The organism is Paraburkholderia kirstenboschensis, assembly GCF_904848585.1.
GTDB lineage: Bacteria > Pseudomonadota > Gammaproteobacteria > Burkholderiales > Burkholderiaceae > Paraburkholderia > Paraburkholderia kirstenboschensis.
In genome coordinates, this window is record NZ_CAJHCR010000002.1 from 538,633 (window position 1) to 559,947 (window position 21,315).

Consider the following 21,315-nt stretch of genomic DNA (forward strand, 5'->3'; position numbering starts at 1 on the left):
CCTTTACAGTGACATACACGGCAGTAAATACGCGGCATATGCAATTCATCGCCGACTCGCGCACAGCAAACCGGAGTGCGCGTCACGAGTCGCTCCGTTTCCTTCGGGACGGCGAAGATTTGCGCGGCCGGGTTGTGGACAGTGCAGCGACGCGGCGAGCCGGCTTTCGCGCGCGCGGCGCTTCGTCTTCCTCGACGAAAGCGGCCAGACGATCGAGCGATCCGGCCCAGAAGCGCTCGTAGCGGCCGAGCCACGCCATTGCTTCTTCCATCGGCTCCGCGCAAAGGCGGCACGCGACCGTGCGGCCGTTCTTGCTACGAGTGACGAGGCCGGCCCCCGCGAGAACGTCGAGGTGCTTCATCACCGCCGGCAAGGACATGGCGAACGGCTCGGCAAGCTCACTCACCGACAGTTCGGTTTCGGACAAACGCGTGAGCAGCGCACGCCGTGTGGGGTCCGACAACGCCGCAAAAGTGCGATCGAGTAACGTTTCATTAAACTTAACCATGAGGTTAAGTTTAGAAGCGAACTCGCGAATGTCAAGGACAGGTACGCACTTTTGGCGGAGCACGCAGAAAACCAGCGCACGCAGAGAACAAAAAGAAACGCGGCGCGTCGCAGATCGAACGTTGCAACGCAGCGCGTCAGGGGAGAACAACCGACTACGGTTCGAACCGCGGCACGCCAGGATACTCCGTCGTGCTCGCGTTACGGTAATGAATCAGCGTGCCGCGAGTGCACCGCCGCATCCTTAGCGAATCAGATCGCCCATCCGCCGAGATAGAACCCGACCAGCACGATCGCAATCGCCACCGTGCCCACGTTCAGCTTGCGGTATTCGCCGCTCACCACGCGGCCGATCACGAGCGTCGCGAAACCGAGCATGATGCCGGTCACGATATTTGCGGTCAGCACGATGAACACCGCGCACATGAGACCCGACATTGCGTCGACCATGTCGTCCATATGCAGCTTGCTGACATTCGACAGCATCAGCAGCCCGACATACATCAGCGCGGGCGCTGTCGCGTACGACGGCACGAGGCTCGCGAGCGGCGAGAAAAACATTACGCCGAGAAACAGCAGGCCGACCACCGCCGCCGCCATGCCGGTCTTCGCGCCGGCCGCCACGCCGACCGTCGATTCGATGTACGCCGCGGCCGGCGCGCCGCCGAGCAGGCCCGAGAAAATCGAGCTGATCGAGTCGGCCGTCAGCGCGCGGCCACCGTTGATGATGCGGCCGTTTGCATCGAGCTGGCCCGCCTGGCCGGCCACCGCGCGGATCGTCCCCGTGGCGTCGAACACGGCGGTCATCACGAGAGCGAGCACGCTGGGCAACACTGCCATCGACAGCGCGCCCTTTATATCCATCGCACCGATCAGCGACTCGTGCCCCGGCGCACTCAACGACGGCACGGCGAATACGCCATGAAACGACACGGCCGGATCGACGAGCAGTGCAATTGCCGAAATCCCGACGATCACGATCAGAATCGAGCCTGGCACGCGGCGGCGCACGAGCCCGAAGATCGCGGCGAGCCCCGCGACCGACATCAGTGCAGGCAGTGCGGTGATATTGCCGAGCGAGACCGGCAAACCGGCGCCTGGATTCTTCACGACGAGGCCCACGTCGTTGGCGGCGATCAGCAACAGGAACAGCCCGATGCCGATGCCCGTGCCGTGCGCGATGCCCGTCGGCAGGTTGCGCAGAATCCACGAACGCACGCCCGTCACCGAAATCGCGGTGAACACGACACCCATCAGAAATACCGCGCCGAGCGCGACTGTTGGATGCAAGCCCTTGCCGAGCACGAGACCGAACGCCGTGAACGCGGTCAGCGAAATCGCGCAGCCTATCGCGATCGGCAGGCGCGCCCACACACCCATCAGTAACGAACCGAACGCGGTCGTGAGACACACGGCGACGAATACCGCGCTCGTATCGAAGCCCGCTTTACCGAACATGCCCGGCACGACGAACACGGAATAGACCATCGCGAGGAAGGTCGTGATGCCCGCGACGATTTCCTGACGCTGCGAACTGCCGCGCGATGAAATTTCGAAGTAGCGGTCGAGAAAGCCCTTTGTGTCGAATGATTCGGCGCCGGCTTCGGAAAGCGGCTGGGCGTGGGGTTCCATCATGATGAGTGCCTCCTTTATCAGCATGCTGAAACGGCCGTCGAAGTGGCCGTCATCAGGTTCGTCTCTTTACGTTGATTTAATGTGCGCCGCGCGCTTTGTGTCTCGTTTCTGTCTCGAAATGTAGGCCAACCCAAATATATCGCCCATCGCATGAATGGCATGCCGGGCATGTCGCGACTCTTATATCGTCCAAGCGACGGTAAAGCGCATCGGCAACCCGCGCGTTAACACCTACGGCTCACCTATGGCTCGTCGCGCTTTCTCATCGGCCTATGAAAGCGTTTTGAGAGCTTGGCGGAAGCTGCAAGATGCCCATCGCGCGCGAGAGTCGTACGCGTCGCGGCATGAAGCGTGCTTGGCGCGTATCGGTCACATGGCCCTCAAAAGCGGACCGCCCGACGTCGCGGGTTAAACTCTGGGCCGTACTGTCTAATCGCGGCGCTCTTCCGCCGCACCGGTCCATGGAGTTTTTCCCGATGAGTGGCGGCTTTTCGCTTCCTGCCTGGCGTCATACGATCCTCGCGGCGTTCGCGCTGCTGGCGCTCCTTGCGCTGTCCGGCTGCAGCAGCCTGCTGTGGGGAACGCAGCAGGCGCCGATCGTCGAAGCCACGGTCATGCCGGTCGAAGCCGCGAGCGCGCCGGTGGCCGCTTCCGCGCCCGAGCCGGTCGAGACCGAAGCCGCCGAGCCCGAGCAGCCGAAGAAGCCAAAGAAGCCTGTCGTCAAGCCGCACAAAGTCGAGCCGCCGCCGCCCGTCGTCGCTGCGCCGCCTCCACCGCCGCCGCCCCCGCCGCTGATCGTGCTGCGCACGATCGAGCGCAACGACGCGCATACGCTGCTCGACAGCGAGGTGCAGAAACCGGACGGCAAAGTGGTCGGGCGAGCCGTCGACATGATCGCGGACGCGGGCGGCAAGCCGCGCGAAGTCGTGGTGAATCTGCAAGGCTTCCTCGGGGTCGGCGATCGCAAGGTCAATTTCGCGTGGAACGCGTTCCGCTTCACACCGACCGCGAAAGCCGCGCCGATCACGTTGAATCCGTCGGCGACTCCGGTGAATCCGGCGAAGGCGAATGCCGCGATGCTGTTGCCGCTGATCGACGCGACAGTCGAGCGCTCGAACGGCGCCAAGGTCGGCCGCGTGATCGACGTGCTGATCGACGCCAATGCGCAGCCGCAGGCAGTCGTGCTGGACGTCAACGGTATGGTGAGCACGGAGCGGCGCACGATTGCGGCGAACTGGTCGGCGCTGCGCTTCGTCGCGAAAGACAAGGAACTACATCCGCAGATCGATTTGAGCGACGCGCAGATCAATGCGACGCCGCCATACGCGAACGACAAGCCGATTCGCGCGGTGTCGCCCGCGCCGCCCGCCCAGCCCGCGCCCCCGCCCGCCGCCGCTGCCGCTGCCGCGCCTGCGTCCGGGGCGACAGCCACGGCCGCTTCCAACGCACGGGCGGTCCGATGACAGGCCGCACTCTGGTTACTGCACGAAGCCTGCGCGCGCTCGATTGGCTGAACTTCTTCGTCGCCAATGTGCAGACGGGTTTTGGACCGTTCATTGCGTCATATCTCGCGTCGCATAAGTGGACCCAGGGCGAGATCGGCATGGCGCTGTCGGTCGGCACGATCAGCGCGATGGTGAGCCAGGTGCCGGGCGGCGCCGCCGTCGACGCGTTGCGCAACAAGAAGGGCGCGGCCGCCTGGGCGATCTTCGCGATCATCCTGAGCGCGGTGTTGCTGGCAACGAGTCCGACGGTGCTGCCGGTGATCGCCGCCGAGGTCTTCCACGGCTTCGCCAGTTGCATGCTGACGCCGGCACTGGCGGCGATCTCGTTCGCGCTCGTCGGACGTGCGAATCTCGGCGACCGGCTCGGGCGCAACGCGCGCTGGGCGTCGATCGGCAGCGCTGTCGCGGCCGGGCTGATGGGCGTATTCGGCGAATACTATTCGCCGCGCGCGGTGTTCTGGCTGACCGCGGGGCTCGCCGTTCCCGCGCTGTTCGCGTTGGCGATGATCCAGCGCACCGACACGATCCAGTTGCCGAAAGCGGCGCCGACGCCGCAAGAGACCGAGCGGCGCGAAAGCCTGCGCGAGTTGCTGCGCGACCGGCGCATGTTGCTGTTCGCTGCATGCATCGTGTTGTTCCATCTGTCCAATGCAGCGATGCTCAATCTCGCCGCCGGCGAAGTGACCGCCGGCATGGGCGACAACGTGCAGCTCGTGATCGCCGCGTGCATCATCGTGCCGCAAGCGATCGTCGCGATGATGTCGCCGTGGGTCGGCCGTTCCGCCGAGCGTTGGGGACGCCGGCCGATCCTGCTGCTGGGCTTTTCGGCGTTGCCAATCCGCGCGCTGCTGTTCGCCGGAATCAGCAGCCCCTACCTGCTCGTGCCCGTGCAGATGCTCGACGGTTTGAGCGCCGCCGTGTTCGGTGTGATGCTGCCTCTGATCGCCGCCGACGTGGCCGGCGGCAAGGGCCGCTACAACCTGTGCATCGGCTTGTTCGGGCTCGCGGCCGGCATCGGCGCGACGTTGAGTACGACGGCGGCCGGATTCGTCGCCGATCATTTCGGCAATGGGGTCGCGTTTTTCGGGCTCGCTGCCGCGGGTGCGCTGGCTGTCCTGTTGGTGTGGGCGGCGATGCCGGAGACGCGCGATGCGGCAGCGGCGGAAGACAGCGCACCGGTGGCCGACGGCGGTGGGTCGGCGGTCAGGTAAGCCGCGCTGGCTCGGACTGCGGCGCTGTTGCACCGCAGTCCGAACCAGGGTCTCGAATCAATCGCACTGCCCGCCGTCCTGCACATGCCGGGCCGTGCCGGCGCGGACGCTCAATCCAGAAACTCAGCCGCGCGCATGCGCAGCACCGCGCTGAAGTCGTCGAGCCAGCCAATCGACAGGCGCCAGCTCTGCCAGTAGAGATCGACGTCGATATGCTTACCTCGCGCCATGTCCACGAGTTCGCCGCTCGCCAGATGTGACGCGATCATGCGCTCGGGGCACATGCCCCAGCCGAGACCCGTCACGCACGCGCGCAGAAAGCCGGCGACATGCGGAATCCAGTGCAACGGCGGATCGACCTCCGCTCGCGTGATGCGGCGCATGAAGCGCTTTTGCAACTGGTCCTTCGGATTGAAATCCACGCAGGGCGTGCGCCGCAAACTGTCGCGCGTAACGCCGTCCGCGAAATGACGCGCGAGAAACGCCGGCGAGCAGACCGCGAGATACCGCATGCGCCCAAGACGCGTCGAGCGGCACCCTTGCACCGGCTCCGCTTGCGTGGTGACCGCGCCCTGCACGCTGCCGTCGCGAATCCGCTGCGCGGTGTGATCCTGATCGTCGATCACGAGGTCGAGCAGCATTTGACGCTCGGCGCAAAACGGCGCAACCGCGTCGATGAACCATGTGCCGACACTGTCGTCGTTTACTGCTACCCGCAGCGTCGGCCACGCTTCAACCAGACCGCCTGGCAGTGCGGGCACGCGGCCTGTCAATTCGGCTTCGAGCAGTTGCACGCGTTCGGTATGACGGCACAACAACGCACCAGACGTTGTCGCGACGCACGGCTGACCGCGCTTGACGAGCACACTGCCCACACGCTCCTCGAGCAGCTTCACCCGCTGCGATACCGCCGAGGGCGTTACGTTGAGTTCGCTCGCGGCGCGGTCGAACGAGCCATGGCGCACGACGGCCGCGAGTGCGTCGAGCAATGCATAGTCGAGCATTAGCGTTCCTTAATCGGCGTTAGCCGAATTAGCTTCTCTTACGAAGCGTAGAACCGCAGACTAGCCATGTTCGCTTCTCCCGTCTACTGGATCCGCTATGAACTGGCTGTCTTTTTCTCACGGCGCGGCGTTATGTGCGTCGCTGATCGTGACCATCGGCGCGCAGAACGCCTTCGTACTGCGGCAAGGCATCATGCGCTCGCATGTGGGCAAGATCGTCGCACTGTGCGCGGTGTCGGACTGCATTCTGATCGGCGCGGGCGTCGGCGGCGCTTCGGTGCTGATCGAGCGCTACCCGGTGTTCGTGCATGTCATGCTGTACGTGGGGCTCGCCTATCTCGCGTGGTTCGGCATCAATGCATTGCGCCGCGCAGTGCGTCCCGGGCATGCGGTGATGGACGCCGACGCGAACCGTGGCGCCCAGCCCGCGCAACGCGCGATGCCCATCGTGCTCATGACGCTCGCCTTCACGTGGCTGAATCCGCACGTTTATCTCGACACTTTCCTGCTGGTGGGTACCGCTGGCGCACGGGAACCCGAGGGCGCACGCGTCGCGTTCGCCGTCGGTGCGATGGCAGTGAGCTGCGTCTGGTTTATTGGGCTGGGTTACGGCGCGCGTGCGCTCGCGCCGCTGTTTCGCCGGGCAAGCGCATGGCGTGTGCTGGATGGCGCGATCGGCAGCATGGTGTTATTGCTGGCCGTCACGCAGTTGCGTTGAAGCAGACTATCGAAGCCCGATCACTGCCTGGCCGCGCGAGCCGGCCCCACGCCGACCGTCTGCAGGCCGCCGTCCGTCACATACGGAACAATGCCCGCAGCGCTGATCCTGTTGACGGTGTCGGCGGCGCAGACGCTGTCGGCCGGCGCGCAATAGTCGATTGCGAGTACCGGCAGCCGGTATTGCTCGCGAATCGTTTTCGCCTGCCCCAGTAGCCACTCGCGATCGGCCTGCGGGATCTCGGTGTAGCGCTTCCCCGCCTGGTCCCAGCCCCGGTAGAGCGATTCGAATGCGACCGCGTACACGAGCGAGTGAACCTGCGGCAATATCTCGAACCCGCGATTGAAAATCAGCCGTGCACGCGGATAGCGCGCCTTGATCGCGCGGACAACGGCAACAAGACCACGCTCCTGCCGCGCTCTCGCCGCGTCCGTTTTTGCGACGATCTGATAAGAATCCAATGTGTCGAGGAAAAAGCCGCGATAGCCTTTCTTCCACAGCGGAGCGATGACATGCTCGACGTAGAACGCGGGCCAGTCCGCCGCGTCCTGATTGATCACCCTCGCCCCCCACACCGCGTTGTCGCCCAGTTGCCAGGCTTTCGGAATGGCGGCGTAATACGGACGCTGCGGCTCCACCTCTCCCACGCTCACATAAGCGAACCACGCGGTGCCCGGAGTTTTGTGCTTCAGCGGCTCGAAGCCGCTGTCCGGTTCGACCACCGCGACGTCGAAGTTGCGCAACTGGCTGACCGGCGGCTGCGTGCCATAAAAGAGCGCAATGGAGGGCGCAGTTCCCGCGTCGGCCCACACGCGTTCGTGTGCGATCGACGACAGCAGGCCCACCAGCACGAGACGCGCCGCGCACACTGCGCGCCGATAAAACGCGCACAGGTCGTGGCGCTGACGTCTTCCGATACTCATCCGCGAATCCCGCCTAGTTGCGCAGCATGTAAGTCTCGTACTCGAGCGACGCGAATTTGCGGTCGAGCAGAGTCACGGCAGCCATCACGACGAGCAGCAGCGCGAGCGCGAAACCATAGCCGTATAAATCCGGTCCGAGCCAAAGGGTGATGCCCGTGAACAGTGCGTTCAGCACGACGAACGCCGCCGTGAGTTTGAGCACGGCTCGGCGTGCGTCGAGATAGAAGAACACATTGAGCAAGCCGAGCAGCAGCACTTGCAGACTGGCCGAGATGACATCCACGATGAGCAGCGGCAAATACAGCGTCGAAATTCCCAGTGCTTCCAGCACGAGGTGCCCGAACGCGAGGATCAACAGCAGCACGACCGTCTGGACCTTCACGATCTCATACAGCCCTGCCCGCACGCTGCCGACCATCATGTCGCGCATATCGTTGATATGGCGCAGCGTGGCGCCGCTGCGCACCGCGTCGTAGAAGCGATCGTAGTACTCGACGAAATCCGCCTCGATCCGCACGAGAAAGGTCGCCATGCCCGGCATCACGCATACGTATGCAATGAAGACGGGGATATCGTAGATCACCGACGCATGCAGCGGTCCGATCACGCGCGCGCCGGTGTCCGGCGCGTACCAGAACATGAATTTGTCGACCCACACGCCAAGATTGAACAGCAGCCCGACGAGCGCAAGGCTCGGATACGCAAAGCGTTTTTGCAGCACCTCGAACGAAATGAAACGTTCGCTGCGGTAGTTGCGATAGATAAGCCCGGACAGTCCGGCGAGCAGCACGATATGACCCGCCACGAAGCCGCCGAGCAGCCCCGGCAGTCCGTGACGGTTAAGCATCAGCGCGAACGCGACGGTGCAGCCGTAGCCGAGCGCGAACACATAGAGAATCTGCCGATACTGCTTGACGCTCGACAGAAAGATCACCGCGATCCAGATATTGCTGACGACCACAAAGCCCGCCACCATCAGCAGGCGATAGATCAGCGGCTCGCCGCGAAAGCCGAATGCGACCGCGATCACGCCGAGCAGGCCCGAGGCCGCCGTTGAAATCAGCACGACGCCGTTGTAGTTCGACAGCACGAGGTCGTCGCGCTTTTCGAACAGGCGGTCGGAAATGAAGCGCGTGAAAGACAGTTGCAGCGGCCCGGTCAGAATCAGGCTGCACGCAACGAGGTAAGTCACCGACACCTGGAACTGCACGATCGCGTACTTGGGAATCACGAACGCGAGGCTCAACACACCAATGATCAGGATACCGAAGATCGACAGAATGAGCGGCCCGGAGCTGATCAGCCCCGCATACGCATAGGCGCGCGCAACGCCGAAGAGCGTCTGGTGCTTGAGTATCTTGCGGAGCTCGAAACCGATGCCGGCCATCAGCGCACCTCTTGCGGTTGGGTCCGCGCGTTGCCGTCCGGCGCAACGGCATCTTTGGTCGCATGCCCGGCGCCCGCTGGCGCGCCGTGATGCATCGGGCAGCCGCCGCGCGCGGCGGCCGAATTGCCGCTCTCGCGACCGTCACGCGTGGGCGCGGCCGTCAGGCGTTCATACAACACGCGGTATTGATCGATCATCTGCTTCTTTGTATAAAAGCGCCGAACCCGCGCGAGGCCCGCCTGCTGCGCCGCGAGCCAGCGCGGTTCGTCGCCGAGCAGATCGAGCACGGCCTGCGCGAACGCTGCCGGATTCGCGATGGGCACGACGCTGCCCGCCGAGCCCAGTGCGCCGTCTTCGTCACCGTAGCCGTCTATCAGTTGACGGCACGAGCCAACGTCCGTCGTGATGGCAGGCACGCCAGCCGCGAAGCCTTCCAGCACGACGAGCGGCAACGCCTCGCTGATCGACGTGAGCGCGATGACGTCCACTTGCGGCAGGATTTCGTCGATGCGCTGGAAGCCGAGAAATTTCACGTTCTTCGCGAGCCCGAGACTTTGCACCAGCGCGCGGCACTCGAGGGCGTAGGCCGCATCTTCTTCCTCCGGTCCGACGATCCAGCCTTCAATATCCGGCATGGTTCGCGACGCGATAAAGAGCGCGCGAATAAAAGTCTTGATGTCCTTGATCGGCACCACGCGGCCAATCAGCGCGACTACGTTGCGCGGCCGTGCGACGCGTTGTTCGACGAGCGGCGCCAGTGCGTCGACGTCCACGCCGTTCGGAATGTTGCGCGTGCGCGAAGCGAGTGCGCCGTCCGCGATCTGCCGTTGCCGATTGGTCTCGTACAGCGCGACGATGTCGTCGGCGGCGTCGTAGGCGAGCTTGCCGAGCGCTTCGAAGAAACGCACCCACAGTTCGCGGAAGTAACTGATCTTCGAGATGTCGCGCTCGAATGCGCCGCGATTGTCGCGTATCCACTGGCTTTGCAGCAGATCGATCTTACGTTCCTTCGTATAGATGCCGTGTTCCGACACGAGCAGCGGCCGCCCGCTCCGGTAATGCAGCAGCGCGCCGAGAAAACCCGCATAGCCCGTCGACACGGTGTGATACACCTTCGCCGGCGGCACTTGCTCCGCGACGCGCGCAAGCTGCCACAACGGTTTGTGCATGATGCGCACGGTCCAGAAGTAGTCGGTAAACGACGGGTCCGTGCAATACCGATCGTACTGATCGACGATAAAGTCCCACGCGGCACGGCTCGACAGGAACTGCTCCTCGTTGAGCGGCCCGTTGTCGCCGATCAGTTGCACCATGTCGGCCATCAGCGCGCCGGGGTTCGACGCCGGGTCCGAACTGCCGCGGTTGCGCCATGCGTCGTGCAATGCGGCCGAGCGCGCGAATGCCTGCGGGTCGCCGGGAATTTCACGCGACGCGTCTTTATCGGCATGCGCCGCTTCGTACAGATAGTGGGCTTCGAAATGAACGACGTTATCCGGCAACGCATACGCCGCGCCTTCATAGTCTTCTTCGCGGCTGCCGACGAACACTATCGAAAAACGCAGCTCCGGATACGAGCGGATCATGTCGTTGACCCAGCTCGACACGCCGCCGCGCACATAGGGGAACGTGCCTTCGAGGAGCAGGCAGACATCGGCGTCCGCGGCGCGGCGCAGCAGTGAGGGTTTCATGTTGACCAGTAACGCGCGACAGGTTTGAGCATGGGCAGCGTCGCGGCATTACCGAGCGACGCCAACAGTTCGGATACGCGTGCAAAATCCCCGCGCAGGAATTCGACTTCGGCAAGCCACGGCACCAGACGCTCGCGCGGAAAGCCGAGTGCCTGGGCACGCGCCATGTAGTCGGCCGCTTCGTCCGCGGCGCCGTTCGCGAGCGCGAGGCGGCCGCGAATCATCCATAGCGCGGCGTCGCCATCGTCGATCTCGAGCGCCGCGCGCGCATGGCGATCGGCTTGTTCGAGCGTGTGCCGGTAGACGGCGCCTTGCACCAGGTTCTGATAGATCAGCTCGAAGTACAGCTCCGCAAGCTGACGATTGATCGCGTGACGCTGATCGTCGGTGCTTGCCGTCTCGAGACTTTGCCCGGTTTGGAAAATGCGCTGCGTCACTTCGTTTTCCGCCTGATCCAACGTGCCGTAAGCGATCAGGCGCACGTCTTCAACCGGGTCCGCAAGCAGTTCGCGCAGCAGCGTTCCCGTGGTCCGCGTCGGCATGCTTTGAATCGCGACGAGTGCCGACAGACGATCCGACGCATTCACCTGCGTGTTGACAATGCGTGCCTGCAAGCGCGCGCCGCCGCCATGAGAGACGCGCGACATCAGATGCGTGACGAATTCGGGCGCAGGCACGTCGTCCAGTTCCTCGCCGCTGTGCGAACGCGGGTAGCAAGCGGCCCACGCGCAGCTCACGAGTACGACGAGCCCGCCGAACAGCGGCACGAATGCGCACCCGAGCCACAGCAGCAGCAAGCTCCAGCCGCGCGGCTCGCGATAGCGCAGCGGCAACAGCGCGCGAAACAGCAGCGCCTGAAACACACCGCCGGCCAGGTCGATCGCGACGACGGGCAATAGCGGGTCGAACGCGGCCTGCCCGTTCGCGATGCGCCAGACCAAAGCACATTGCACCAGCACGACGAGCACGATGCCGACGAAAGCGGCGACGGCGCGAAGTACGCTCGACGCGCGGCCTATGGATTGAGGGCGCATGGTTCTAGACATCGACGCCGCTGCGCACGAGAAGACGCTTCAATGCCGGACCCGGCTCGCCGCCGAGATGCAGCGTATGCACGCCGATGCGCGCGCCTTCGAGATCGAGATTGAACTGCGCGCGCAGGCTTGCTTCGATCCGCGCGAGATAACCGTCCACGCCGGTCGCATCGGTCGCCGGCATCAGATTGATCAGCACCGACTGCCCCGCGGCCTTGACCGGCCACATCAGATCGAGAGCACGGCGGCGACGCATCACATGCTCGAAGAACGAGTCGCCCTCGTCGTCGTGCGGGAACACCAGCGCGACGAGCGACGACGTAATGCCCGCCGCGTGTTCAAGGCGCGTGAGGCGGCTCACGTCGAGCGCAAATTCGTATGGGCAGTCGGGCAACGCATTGAGGATGGTGCGCACCTGCTGCGAGTGTTCGACGCCGTCGGCGTAATAACCGAGCAGCACCAGCAGCAATTGCAGGTTGTCGAAGTTCAGCGACAGGAACGGCATCCGCTTGATCGCCAGCACGGCGATGAGCCGCCCGTCCGCTGAGATCATCGGCGCGCACACGAGCAGGCCCGTGTTCGTGAACGGATGCTCGCCGCTCTTCAGATGCGCGACGGCTTGGGTTTCGAGCGCCCGGGCGACGAGTTCGTCGCCCGGCTCGAGCTCGAACGCATCGCCGATGCGAGCGAGCGCTTCACGCGCGAGCTTGCCGTCGTGCACGGGGTACAGCGCGGCCACTTCGATCTGACATGCCTGCGCGACGAATTCGAGCAGCGCATGCGCGCCCGGCAGACTGTCCGACGGCACTCCCTTCGCACTATCGAGCCCATGCGCGACCGACAGACGGCGCAGTTCGGTAATCGAATCGCGCAGCGTGGTCGGCTTCGACAAAAGATCTTTTTCGAGCCGCTCGTGCGACAGGCGCATCAGGTAATGGCTATTCGTAATCGCGACGAGCCGGTCGTTCAGGTAGTCGTTCAACGCGTTCGCCCGTTGCGCCCGGTTGCCCCACGTATCGCCGAAGTGCCCGGCAACGATGGTCTGCAACAGGCCGCCGATGAAGAACAGCGTCGGCCATGCGTCGGGGCTGCCGCGCATCAGCACCTGCCATGCGCCGATCAGCATCGCGCAGGCGAGCAAGCCGAGCAGCGTGCCGTAGCGCAGCGCAACGATCAGCGGCGCGAACCATAGCCACGGGAAACCCGCATGCAGCAGGAACGGATCGTTGCGGTCGAGCGCCCAGCTCAACGCGCCGGCCGCCGCAACGAACGCGATCGTCTCGACGATTGAAAACGGCCGCGCCACCGCGGGCGCAACGATGCGCCGCAACGCGCTCAGGTTGCCGAGCGGATTCGAATGGCGCGGCTTCGCTGCACTGGCGGCGGATTGCGCGGTGACGGTATTCACAGCCGACTCCTCATGACATCTCGAGATACGAATGACAGCGTGCTTGCGCAGCGCGCGACGTCACGCCAAACGTGACGCCAAACGTGACGCAAAACGTGACGCAACGCGTGCATCAACCGCGCGAGCGCAGCGGCGACAACAGACTGCCGATCAACGACGAAGCAACGCTAGCAAGACTCGAGCGCGTCCAGCCGCTCTTCGAACCCGTGGCGCTCCACACGACCTGGCCCGATGCGACGTCGATCAGTTCGAAGGTGACGCCCGCTACCGGCTCGCCGTCCACGCCGACCTTGTAGCGCCACTCTTCCACCGCGCCGGTCAGCACGTATTTCACGTGCTGCTCACGCGCCCAGGCGAGCTTTTTCTCGCCGAGCTCGCGCTGCGCGGTATCGAACATCGCGTTCGCCGATGCATCGACGGGAGCGATCCGCACGTCCGTCAGGCCGTTCGCGCGCAGCGTGTTGGCCGCGATCGCAGCCGCGCTGCTGCCCGCTGCCGGCGTTTCGGTGAAGTTCGCCATCGACACGACCGCAACCGAGTCCTTGACGCCGAGCGCCGGCGAACCCGTTTGACGGATAGAACCGCACGCGCCGAGCACGAGTGCCGTCGCCGTCACCGTCGCGGACCATTTGACGAGGCCGGACCATCTTTTCATGTTGTTCATCGAACCACTCCTCAGTAACGTCGTTATTCGTCGCAGGCGCGATGCGCCCGCGGTGTCAGTCGAACAGAATCGGTAATCAGTAGTACCAGCTATAGCGCGCGCCCAGCACCGTGACAGGCGTGCCGATCTTCGAGACGCGCTGGTGCTGCAGGAACACGGCCGCGTGATCGCCGCCGAACACGGTGCCCGCGATACCCACGCTCATTTGCGGCCCCCAGCCCTGTATCGAATCGTGCAGCAGGCCGACGTCGAAGAAAGGCCGCCAGCGGTGCGTGTACTGTTCGAGAAGATCGTTGCCCGCGCCGAAGAAGAAGCCGTATTGCGTGTAGGTGTCGGGCATGAAGTCGCGCGGCGTGGCCGGTTGCAGCGCGACCGGCAATAGACGCGAGATCAGGCCGTCGGCCTGGCCGCTCGCGCCGTAGCCGCCGTGCGTAATGAGCGCGCGCAGCGTGTAATCCGGGTACTGCGTGCGAATCCGGTAACTCACTTCACCCGTCGACAGCACGCCGCTTCCCAGATAGGTGCGCGCCTGGCTATAGAAACGGTCCGCCTCCACACTGCCCGTGACCGTGATGTGCTGCGTCATGCGATACGTGAAATCGCCGATCACGTTGTCCTTCATGCCGCCGACCAGCAGCGTCTGGGTTTCGTCCGCGACCTGATTGCGGCCGGCGCGCAGCCCGAGCGTCAGGGCCGAGTTGCGGCCCACCTCGCCCGCCACATCGAGCGTGTAGAACGAGCTCAATGCAACGCGCCGCCCGCCCGTGATCGTGAACGACGTGTCGCGCGTGCGCCGCTCGCCGTAGATGTTGAGCCAACGGTCCACCGAAGGCACGTTGACCAGCTGGGTGATGTCGGTCGAATGCTGGAAATGCTGTACTGAAGTCACGCCAACCAGATAACGCTCGGCGATCTTGCGGCTGCCGGCGAGCGTCGCCTCGACGTAATCGAGCGGATGCTCGACGTAGTTCGTGACATTCGCGTCGATGGATTGCGGCCAGTCGAGCGCCGTCTCCGTAACCCGCGTGTGAAGTTCGGTGTCTTCGGGCGCGCCGCCAAGGGCGTCGAACGCAAGCTGCTGCGCGCGATCGGGGTGGTCGACGGCGATCGTCGCATCGATGCGGTCGTAGACCGGCAAGCGCGAGCGTTCCAGGTCGAGCAGGCGCTCCATCTCGCCTACGTTGTTCTCGGCGAGCGCGATGGTGAGCCGCGCGTCGGCGGGACGCGACAGGCGTTCGGCATACTGCTGCGCGAGCCAGCGCTTCGCAAGCGGATTGCTTTCGTGCGACAGCGCCCAGGCAACCGCGACGTCCTTCGCGACCGCGCCGCGCACTTGCGCGTTTTGCGGCAGATCGGCGCCTTGCATCGGCGCGCCGCCGGGCAAACCCTTCGCGTTACCGATCAGGGTGCGGCGCAGTTGCGCGATGTCGGCCGGTGCTGCGTGCGTGGACATGAGGTCGTCGAGCAATGCGGCGGAGACGTCCCCCGTTGCAAACTCCGTCGACAAGGTCACACGCCGGCCGCGCAGATCGGCCGCAGTCTCGGCGTCCTGCGCGGCGCGGCCGCGCATCGACGCGCGTTGCGCGCCGTGAAGCTTCGTGAGTTTCGCCTGCTCGTCCTGCAGTTGCAGCCACACCTTCTTACGGATTGTCCAGGCAAGTCCCGCGTGCCCCGACTGTTCCTGTGCGTCGGCATAGGTGAGGAGCCAAAGCGGATCGCGCGACATCATGCCCGCCTGCCGGCGCAGATAGTCGAGCGCAGCGACGGGCCGGTTCAGCCGCATTTCAGCGGCGGCGAACGGGCCCCACAGCGCCGAGCTTTGAGCGGCGCTGCCGCGCCAGCGCTTGAGCGCGGCGCGCAGGTCCGCGTCGCTGCCGTAGTCGACGAGGGTCCACAGATACGCGGCGCTCACGTCGGAGCCCGCGCCAGGCAGATCGACCGCACGCGTCAGATCGGCAAGCGCGTTTTGCGGCTCACCCATCAGGCGATAGTATTCGGCGCGCACGCCGAGCAATGCGGGCGACGCCTCGGCGGTCTTGCGCTCGTCCGGCGTCAGATTCGCGAGGAGCGTCGCGATCCGGTCCAATGCCTGGGCGTCCAGGTAGTAGTAAATCGCGTCGCGCAACGCACGCGCCGTGTGTTCGCGATGAAAGCGCAATTCGGCGATGCGGCCCGCGTCGATCGGATATGGATCGTAGAAATCCGTCATTTCGCCGAGGTCTTCGCGCGTCGCCACGCCGTTCGCGAGCAGGTGGCGATACGCTTCGTTGGCGTCGTCGTCGCGTTGCTGCAGCCGCGCCAGTTCGGCGTAGTTGCGCCAGAAAACTTCGTCGCTGTCTTTTGCGCCGGCGCGCGCGGCGGACAACGCGGCGAGCGAGGCGCGATAGTCGCCCTTGCGGTACAGCACACTCGCGGTGCGCAGCGCAGCCGTTGCGTCGTTCGGATGACGGGCCTGCACCGCACGGTATGTAGCAAGCGCCTCGTCGTCGTGCCCTGCTCGCTCGGCAAGCCCGCCTATGCGTTGATCGATCGCATCGCCGTTCGCGCCGCGCGGCAGCGAACGCAGGAACGCCAGACCGTCGTCGGGACGGCCAAGGCGTTCATAGGTGGCGGTGACGCTGTCGACGAGTTTCATGTCGCCGGGCTTCGCGCGCGCCTGGTGAACCAGCGCGACGAGATACGCTTCGTCGTCGTTGAGCATGGGTGCGATACGCAGCACGTTTTGCCAGCCGACAGGATCGTTCGACATCTGCGCATATTCGAGCCACGACTTCAGCGCGAGCGACGGGTCGCGGTTCCATTCCGCCACTTCAGCGAGTCGCTTGACCCACAGTGCGGAGCGCGGGTCGCGCCGCACCTGTTGCGCGGCGATTTTTTGCGCGTTGGGCAGGTCGCCGGATTCGACGAACGCCTGGAATACGGTGTTCGCGATGCCGGAGTCCGGGTTAGCCGGGTTAGTCGGGGTCGCTGCGCTTGCCGGGGTCGCAGCAGTCGCGACGCGAACGACGTGCACCGTGCCAGGCTTTTGCGCCTCGCCGCGCATCGCCTCGCGCAGACTCGCGAGCATGAAGCCACCGTGCCGCGCGACAGGCCCGTCCATATACGAATATTGCGCGCGCTGCGAAGGCAGTGCTTGCGGCGGCATCTCACGCAATTCGTTCGACGTGTAGCGCGCCAGCATCTTCGCGTAGCGATCGACGGCTTGCGGACGATTCGCGGCGCGCGCGAGATTGAGCAGCACCACCAGCGTCGCCGGGTCGTCAGCGAGCGTGCTGCCGTGCGTGTCCGCCGCGGCAAGCGCGTCGTCGAGCAGATTGCCCGACTGCAACGCGCGCAGGCCGGCCACGAAACAATGGCGCTGTTCGTCGCGCGTGCGGGCTGCTGCCTGCTGACGGAACCAGGCATCCGCAGCCGCTCGATAGTCGCCCACTTGCAGCGCGTAGCGCGTGATCTGCGTGTCCCACTTGTTGCGGCCATCGGGATCGTTTGCCGACAGCCGCGCGTAAAGCTGCACCGCGAGATCGGGCAGGCCGACGGCAGCCGCGCGCTGCGCGAGCCATTCGAGGTCCTTCGGCGCCCACTGCAGCTTGGCCGCTTCCTGCAAATGCACGCGCAGATCGCTCAGCTCGCGGGCGCGGCGCGGATCGTCTTCGGCAATCGCAAACGTGCGTTGCTCCGCCACCGAAAGACGCAGCATCGTCGCGGTGCGATGCATGTCGTCGGTGCCGAGCGCATCCATGCGCGCGGCGATCCGCTCGGTGTCGGCGGTGCGTCCCAGATACGAATACTGCGCGCCGAGCAAGGAGAGAAACTCCTCGTTATCCGGCCGTACCTTCGACCATGCTTCCAGATACGCGACGCTCAGGTCGCTGGGCGCGCCGACCGACGCCACGCGCTGGCGCAAGCCGCCGCGCGGCGACACGCCGTATATCGTCAGCAGTACGACGCCTGCCATCAGACAGACGAGCCAGGTCGGTGCGATACGGGGACGTTTAGCGCTCACAGGAAATCTCGACGGGCTGATAGTTCACCTGCAGACCGGCGGAGGCCGGCGTATCGAAGCGCAAGCCCGCGGCGTCACGGTGTGTGGCGACGGGACGTCCGGCGACACTCACGCTGCAAGTGCCCGCGTGGGCGAGTCTGACGAACGGCTGGTAGTAGCCCCCGAATTCGAACGACATGCCGTTTGCGTTGCGCCTGAAGTTGCGAACGAAGCCGTTCGCTTCGGCGATGTAGGGCAATGCGGCTGCTTTCGGAAGCGCTCCGGCGGAGCTATCGCGGGCATCGGCACCGTTGAACGACACGCGAGCGGCGCCGTCAGCGATGTGGATATACGTGCCGTCCGGGCCGCTCGAATAGCCGGTGACACCGGCCGATGCGTGCAGATCCGGCGCCGTCGACAGCGGCCAGTGCAACTCGCGCACGTCCCCATTGCCGCGCACGATCCAGTCGCCGTCCACGGGCTTCCCGGCATTGGCACCCGCTTCCGCATCGACGTCGCCACGCACCGCGCGTGCGACCGCGAACGAACGCCAGTCGAGCACCTTCTGCGTGTAGTCGGTCATCTGCACGGGCAGCACGGCTTGCTTGAGCACGGCCGTGAAAATCTGGTCTAGCGCGTGCAGCGAAGCGACCTTCGTGCCGCTATACATGTGGTAGTACAGGTCGATCGGCTTGAAGCGCAACGGCTTGTCGGTCATGTCGAACGTTTCGAGCACGCGCGTGAAGCCGTAGAACGGGCCCAGCCAGTCGTTCGTGTAAACGTTCTCGTCCTGATTCGGCGCGTACACCTGATACGCACCCGGCCCCTTGTCGACGCCGATCGGCGCGATGTTGGTCCAGCTGCTCGCGCTCTTCGTAATGACGGTGTCGCCGCCGTTCACGTTCGCGACGCCCGCCGCATAAACCTTGCGCACGACCAGCGCGGGCGGCTTGCAGTTGCCGGGCCATTGCAGGATGGTCGTCTTCTTGCCGGGAGGCGCAAGGCGCGTGTTGATGTAATCGATCGAGCCCGTTACCTCCCGGTCGATGTCGAACGTGTAGTTCGGAATGTTCAGCGAGAACGCAGTATCGCCACCTCCGCGGTCCACACGTTCGCCCGTCTTCGCGTCCACGCTGCCCCAGTCGAACGGATGCGAGTAGGTATGAGTGCCGATTGCGACGTACGGCAGCGCGAACATCTTGCGAGCGATCTCTTCCAGGCGCGGCGAGATTTTCGGGTAAAGACCCGTCGGCCCCACTTCGCCCTCGATGACGGAGAGCGTCATCGGCACCTTGTAACGCGTAAAAATCTGCTGATACAGCGCTTCGCCCGAATAGTCCGCGCCGGGGAATTCAGCGCGCGAGGCGAAACCGTCACCGTCGACGTGCGACATGAAGAGGCGCCGCCCGTTTTCCGTGGTAACGCTCGGCGACGGCATCTGTTGCAGACGCAATGCCGCGGAGAGGAACGAAATCGGTTGAATGGCCCAGCGTTCCTGGTCGATGCCGTTGAGCGACACGACCGTGTACGGGCTCATCGCGAAGCCGCCCCATGGCGTGATCGCGACCGGGTCGAGCGTCGCCTGACCGCTCTTCACGCGCAGCAGCGGCCGGCTCGCGGCGCCGACCTGTACGCCCGTCAGATCGCGCGGGCCGAGCTTCGGATCGATCTCGAAGCCGATCATCGGATCGCGCGAGACGACGTCCACCTTGTCGCTGAACGGACCCGGCACTGCCTGCAGATCGAGCGCGCGCCCTTCGTCCTCGGCCGCGTCGAAACCGAACTGGCCAAGAAACGCGACGGGAATGTGCGAGGCGATGCGCGCATCGACCCATCTGCGCCACAGGGCGCTGTCCTGCGTGCCGCTGCCCTGTAGCCACGCAACGACGCCGGCGTAGCGGTCGGGCGTAATGTCATCGGGAAGCGCGCCGTTGACGTTCGCGTACTCGACGTCATAGCCGAGATAGTTCAGCGGCATTGCCAGGTCGCGTACGCCGGGGGTTTCGTCAAGCAGCAGGTCCTCGCCCGTGTCCTGCACGACGAGCACCTTGCGCGGCAGCACCTCGATTGCGCCGATGCCGACCACGTCGCGCGCCACGTCTGTCACGTAGGGCGTGACGCCCGCCGCTACCACTTGCGCGGCCGTCCTGCGCGCGCACGCGCGGTCATCGGCGGCGCAATATTCGATCGACACGACGGGCACGCCCGTCTGCCGCATAAACGCTTGCGCAGCGGCGACGCGCGCCGCACGGTCGTCCGCGGAAACGACGATCTGTCCGGCACCGCTCGCGCTCGCGCCGCTGACGAGCGACGGACCCACCACCGCATACAGCCCTTTCGCATGCGGCATGGCGAGCTTCAGCGCGTCATCGCCGCCGATCACGATTCGCGCGTCGGGGTGCGCCGCGCGGATCGCGTCGATCGAAGCAAGCGCTTGCGGCGTGTCGAGCAGGAACCCGCGATAACCGCGCTGCCACAGCGGTTCGATTGCGCTCGCGACGAATGCACTGGGCGTGCTGACAGCGGCATCCGCACGGGTGCGCGCGAGCCATACGGTATGGCGCAACGAGTTCGCGGACGGATCGAAACCACGCGAGGGATCGACGACGACGGCGTCGAAGGCTTGTAGCAGATCGACCGGCACATTGGCGCCGTCGAAAAACGCGAGATTGACCGATGGCGCGGGACGCGCTTGCGCAGTGCGCGCTTCTGCCTGAGCTAGCGGTTGCGCGGGTAACGTCGCGGATTGGGATTGAGATTGCGGTTGGGTCGACTGAGCGTTCGCGCTCCCGTAGACAATCGCGAGCGCCGCCAGGACAGCGCACTCAGACACGCGCATGAGCCGCGGGCGAGCACGTCCACGTTCGAGACGCGTCGGCCTCGGCTCGCCGGCCGGTGCGTCGCAAAGCGCCAGCCGCGCACCACCAATCGTTTGAATCCCCAATGGCATGTGATTTCTTCTTCGGTTTATTGCTCTTTTACCGACCGCTTTGAACGCGGCTTTTCTTTGGGTTTTACCGCAGCCCACTCGATTGACCGCCCCGATTGACCGCCCCTTTTGACGCGCTCTCCGCCGACCTTTACAACGGTGTAATGAAACACCGTCAGCACCCCCTCTGACGTTAAAAGCCGACCGCGTCCAGGCTGCGCATTCTAATGGCAGTGTTTTCAAATTGCACGAGTATTCTGGGGCTCGGGTTTTTTACCAACAATCGCCAAAAACGTCCCAAACATCAAAGAACTAGTGTGCTACTCAACTCTATATAAGGCCGCAAACGTTTTACGTCTTCACGATCCGCAGGGTCGAAAATCATTTGGCCTGACAACAATTAACAATCAGGAATGATTTACCGTTTTCAGCGGGATCGTTCAAGCAGGGTTAAGCGGGCAACCTTAAGGCGGATGCCGCCGGGTACGGTGCCAGGTACGGTGCCAGGCCCGGTGCAAGCGGAATCGTCACCGCAGGACATGGCTATTTAGGCGCCTCCTTGTGCAAGGAAGGGTCGCCAGCATTTTGCCGTTTCCGTTTTGATGAAGCACTTTTGCAATCGCGCCAATCAGATCCGGCCGTTGCGTCGCGAGTAGCTGACGTTGATTTGACGGCGGGGCTTCCCGTTAATGCGGCTATGTCGGGCGCATTTTGTTTCAA

At 64.5% G+C, this 21,315-nt stretch carries 14 protein-coding genes; 3 read left to right on the forward strand and 11 right to left on the reverse strand.

The features are described 5' to 3' along the window. Nucleotides 1–82 precede the first annotated feature (82 nt). Nucleotides 83–508 carry an ArsR/SmtB family transcription factor gene (locus tag JMY24_RS08980; protein WP_128594781.1) on the reverse strand — a complete coding sequence of 142 codons (426 nt, stop codon included), beginning with the start codon at nt 506–508 and terminating at the stop codon, nt 83–85. A gap of 251 nt (nt 509–759) precedes the next feature. After that, the gene (locus tag JMY24_RS08985; protein ID WP_201701865.1) at nt 760–2,142 is read right to left on the reverse strand and encodes an NCS2 family permease; all 1,383 of its coding nucleotides are present in this window, start codon (nt 2,140–2,142) and stop codon (nt 760–762) included. Nucleotides 2,143–2,618: 476 nt separating this feature from the next. On the opposite strand from JMY24_RS08985, the gene JMY24_RS08990 reads away from it, so the two are divergent. Next, nucleotides 2,619–3,605: a PRC-barrel domain-containing protein gene (locus tag JMY24_RS08990; protein WP_201701867.1), complete on the forward strand. Its 987-nt coding sequence runs from the start codon at nt 2,619–2,621 to the stop codon at nt 3,603–3,605. Further along, nucleotides 3,602–4,858, forward strand: a complete 1,257-nt coding sequence (locus JMY24_RS08995) for an MFS transporter (RefSeq protein WP_201701869.1) — start codon at nt 3,602–3,604, stop codon at nt 4,856–4,858. The genes JMY24_RS08990 and JMY24_RS08995 overlap by 4 nt, the downstream gene beginning before the upstream one ends. Nucleotides 4,859–4,968: 110 nt before the next feature. On the opposite strand, the gene JMY24_RS09000 is transcribed toward JMY24_RS08995, so the two are convergent. Beyond that, a complete protein-coding gene (locus JMY24_RS09000) occupies nt 4,969–5,862 on the reverse strand; it encodes a LysR family transcriptional regulator ArgP (protein WP_128591921.1) in 894 nt (297 codons plus the stop codon). 97 nt (nt 5,863–5,959) lie between these two features. On the opposite strand from JMY24_RS09000, the gene JMY24_RS09005 reads away from it, so the two are divergent. Continuing rightward, on the forward strand, nt 5,960–6,580 hold the full coding sequence (locus JMY24_RS09005; RefSeq protein WP_128594780.1) for a LysE/ArgO family amino acid transporter: 621 nt from the start codon (nt 5,960–5,962) through the stop codon (nt 6,578–6,580). Between the two features lie 20 nt (nt 6,581–6,600). On the opposite strand, the gene JMY24_RS09010 is transcribed toward JMY24_RS09005, so the two are convergent. From JMY24_RS09010 to JMY24_RS09045, 8 genes are all read right to left on the reverse strand, one after another. Continuing rightward, nucleotides 6,601–7,503 (reverse strand): endo alpha-1,4 polygalactosaminidase, encoded by a 903-nt coding sequence (locus JMY24_RS09010; RefSeq protein ID WP_201701871.1) that lies wholly within the window; start codon nt 7,501–7,503, stop codon nt 6,601–6,603. A gap of 13 nt (nt 7,504–7,516) precedes the next feature. Then, nucleotides 7,517–8,890: an exopolysaccharide Pel transporter PelG gene (pelG, locus tag JMY24_RS09015; protein WP_128594778.1), complete on the reverse strand. Its 1,374-nt coding sequence runs from the start codon at nt 8,888–8,890 to the stop codon at nt 7,517–7,519. Beyond that, entirely contained in the window at nt 8,890–10,578 is a 1,689-nt protein-coding gene (gene pelF, locus JMY24_RS09020; protein WP_236597351.1) for a GT4 family glycosyltransferase PelF, read from the reverse strand. Before pelF ends, pelG begins: the two co-directional genes overlap by 1 nt. Then, entirely contained in the window at nt 10,575–11,624 is a 1,050-nt protein-coding gene (locus tag JMY24_RS09025; RefSeq protein ID WP_193425021.1) for a hypothetical protein, read from the reverse strand. Before JMY24_RS09025 ends, pelF begins: the two co-directional genes overlap by 4 nt. After that, nucleotides 11,617–13,020, reverse strand: coding sequence for a PelD GGDEF domain-containing protein (locus JMY24_RS09030; protein ID WP_201701873.1), 1,404 nt, complete (start codon nt 13,018–13,020; stop codon nt 11,617–11,619). Before JMY24_RS09030 ends, JMY24_RS09025 begins: the two co-directional genes overlap by 8 nt. Nucleotides 13,021–13,132: 112 nt before the next feature. Then, nucleotides 13,133–13,684 (reverse strand): penicillin-binding protein activator LpoB, encoded by a 552-nt coding sequence (locus JMY24_RS09035; protein WP_128594776.1) that lies wholly within the window; start codon nt 13,682–13,684, stop codon nt 13,133–13,135. Nucleotides 13,685–13,760: 76 nt separating this feature from the next. Next, nucleotides 13,761–17,639, reverse strand: a complete 3,879-nt coding sequence (locus JMY24_RS09040) for a tetratricopeptide repeat protein (protein WP_201701946.1) — start codon at nt 17,637–17,639, stop codon at nt 13,761–13,763. A 37-nt stretch (nt 17,640–17,676) separates the two neighbouring features. After that, on the reverse strand, nt 17,677–20,505 hold the full coding sequence (locus tag JMY24_RS09045; RefSeq protein WP_413231238.1) for a sugar ABC transporter: 2,829 nt from the start codon (nt 20,503–20,505) through the stop codon (nt 17,677–17,679). Between the last annotated feature and the right edge of the window lie 810 nt (nt 20,506–21,315).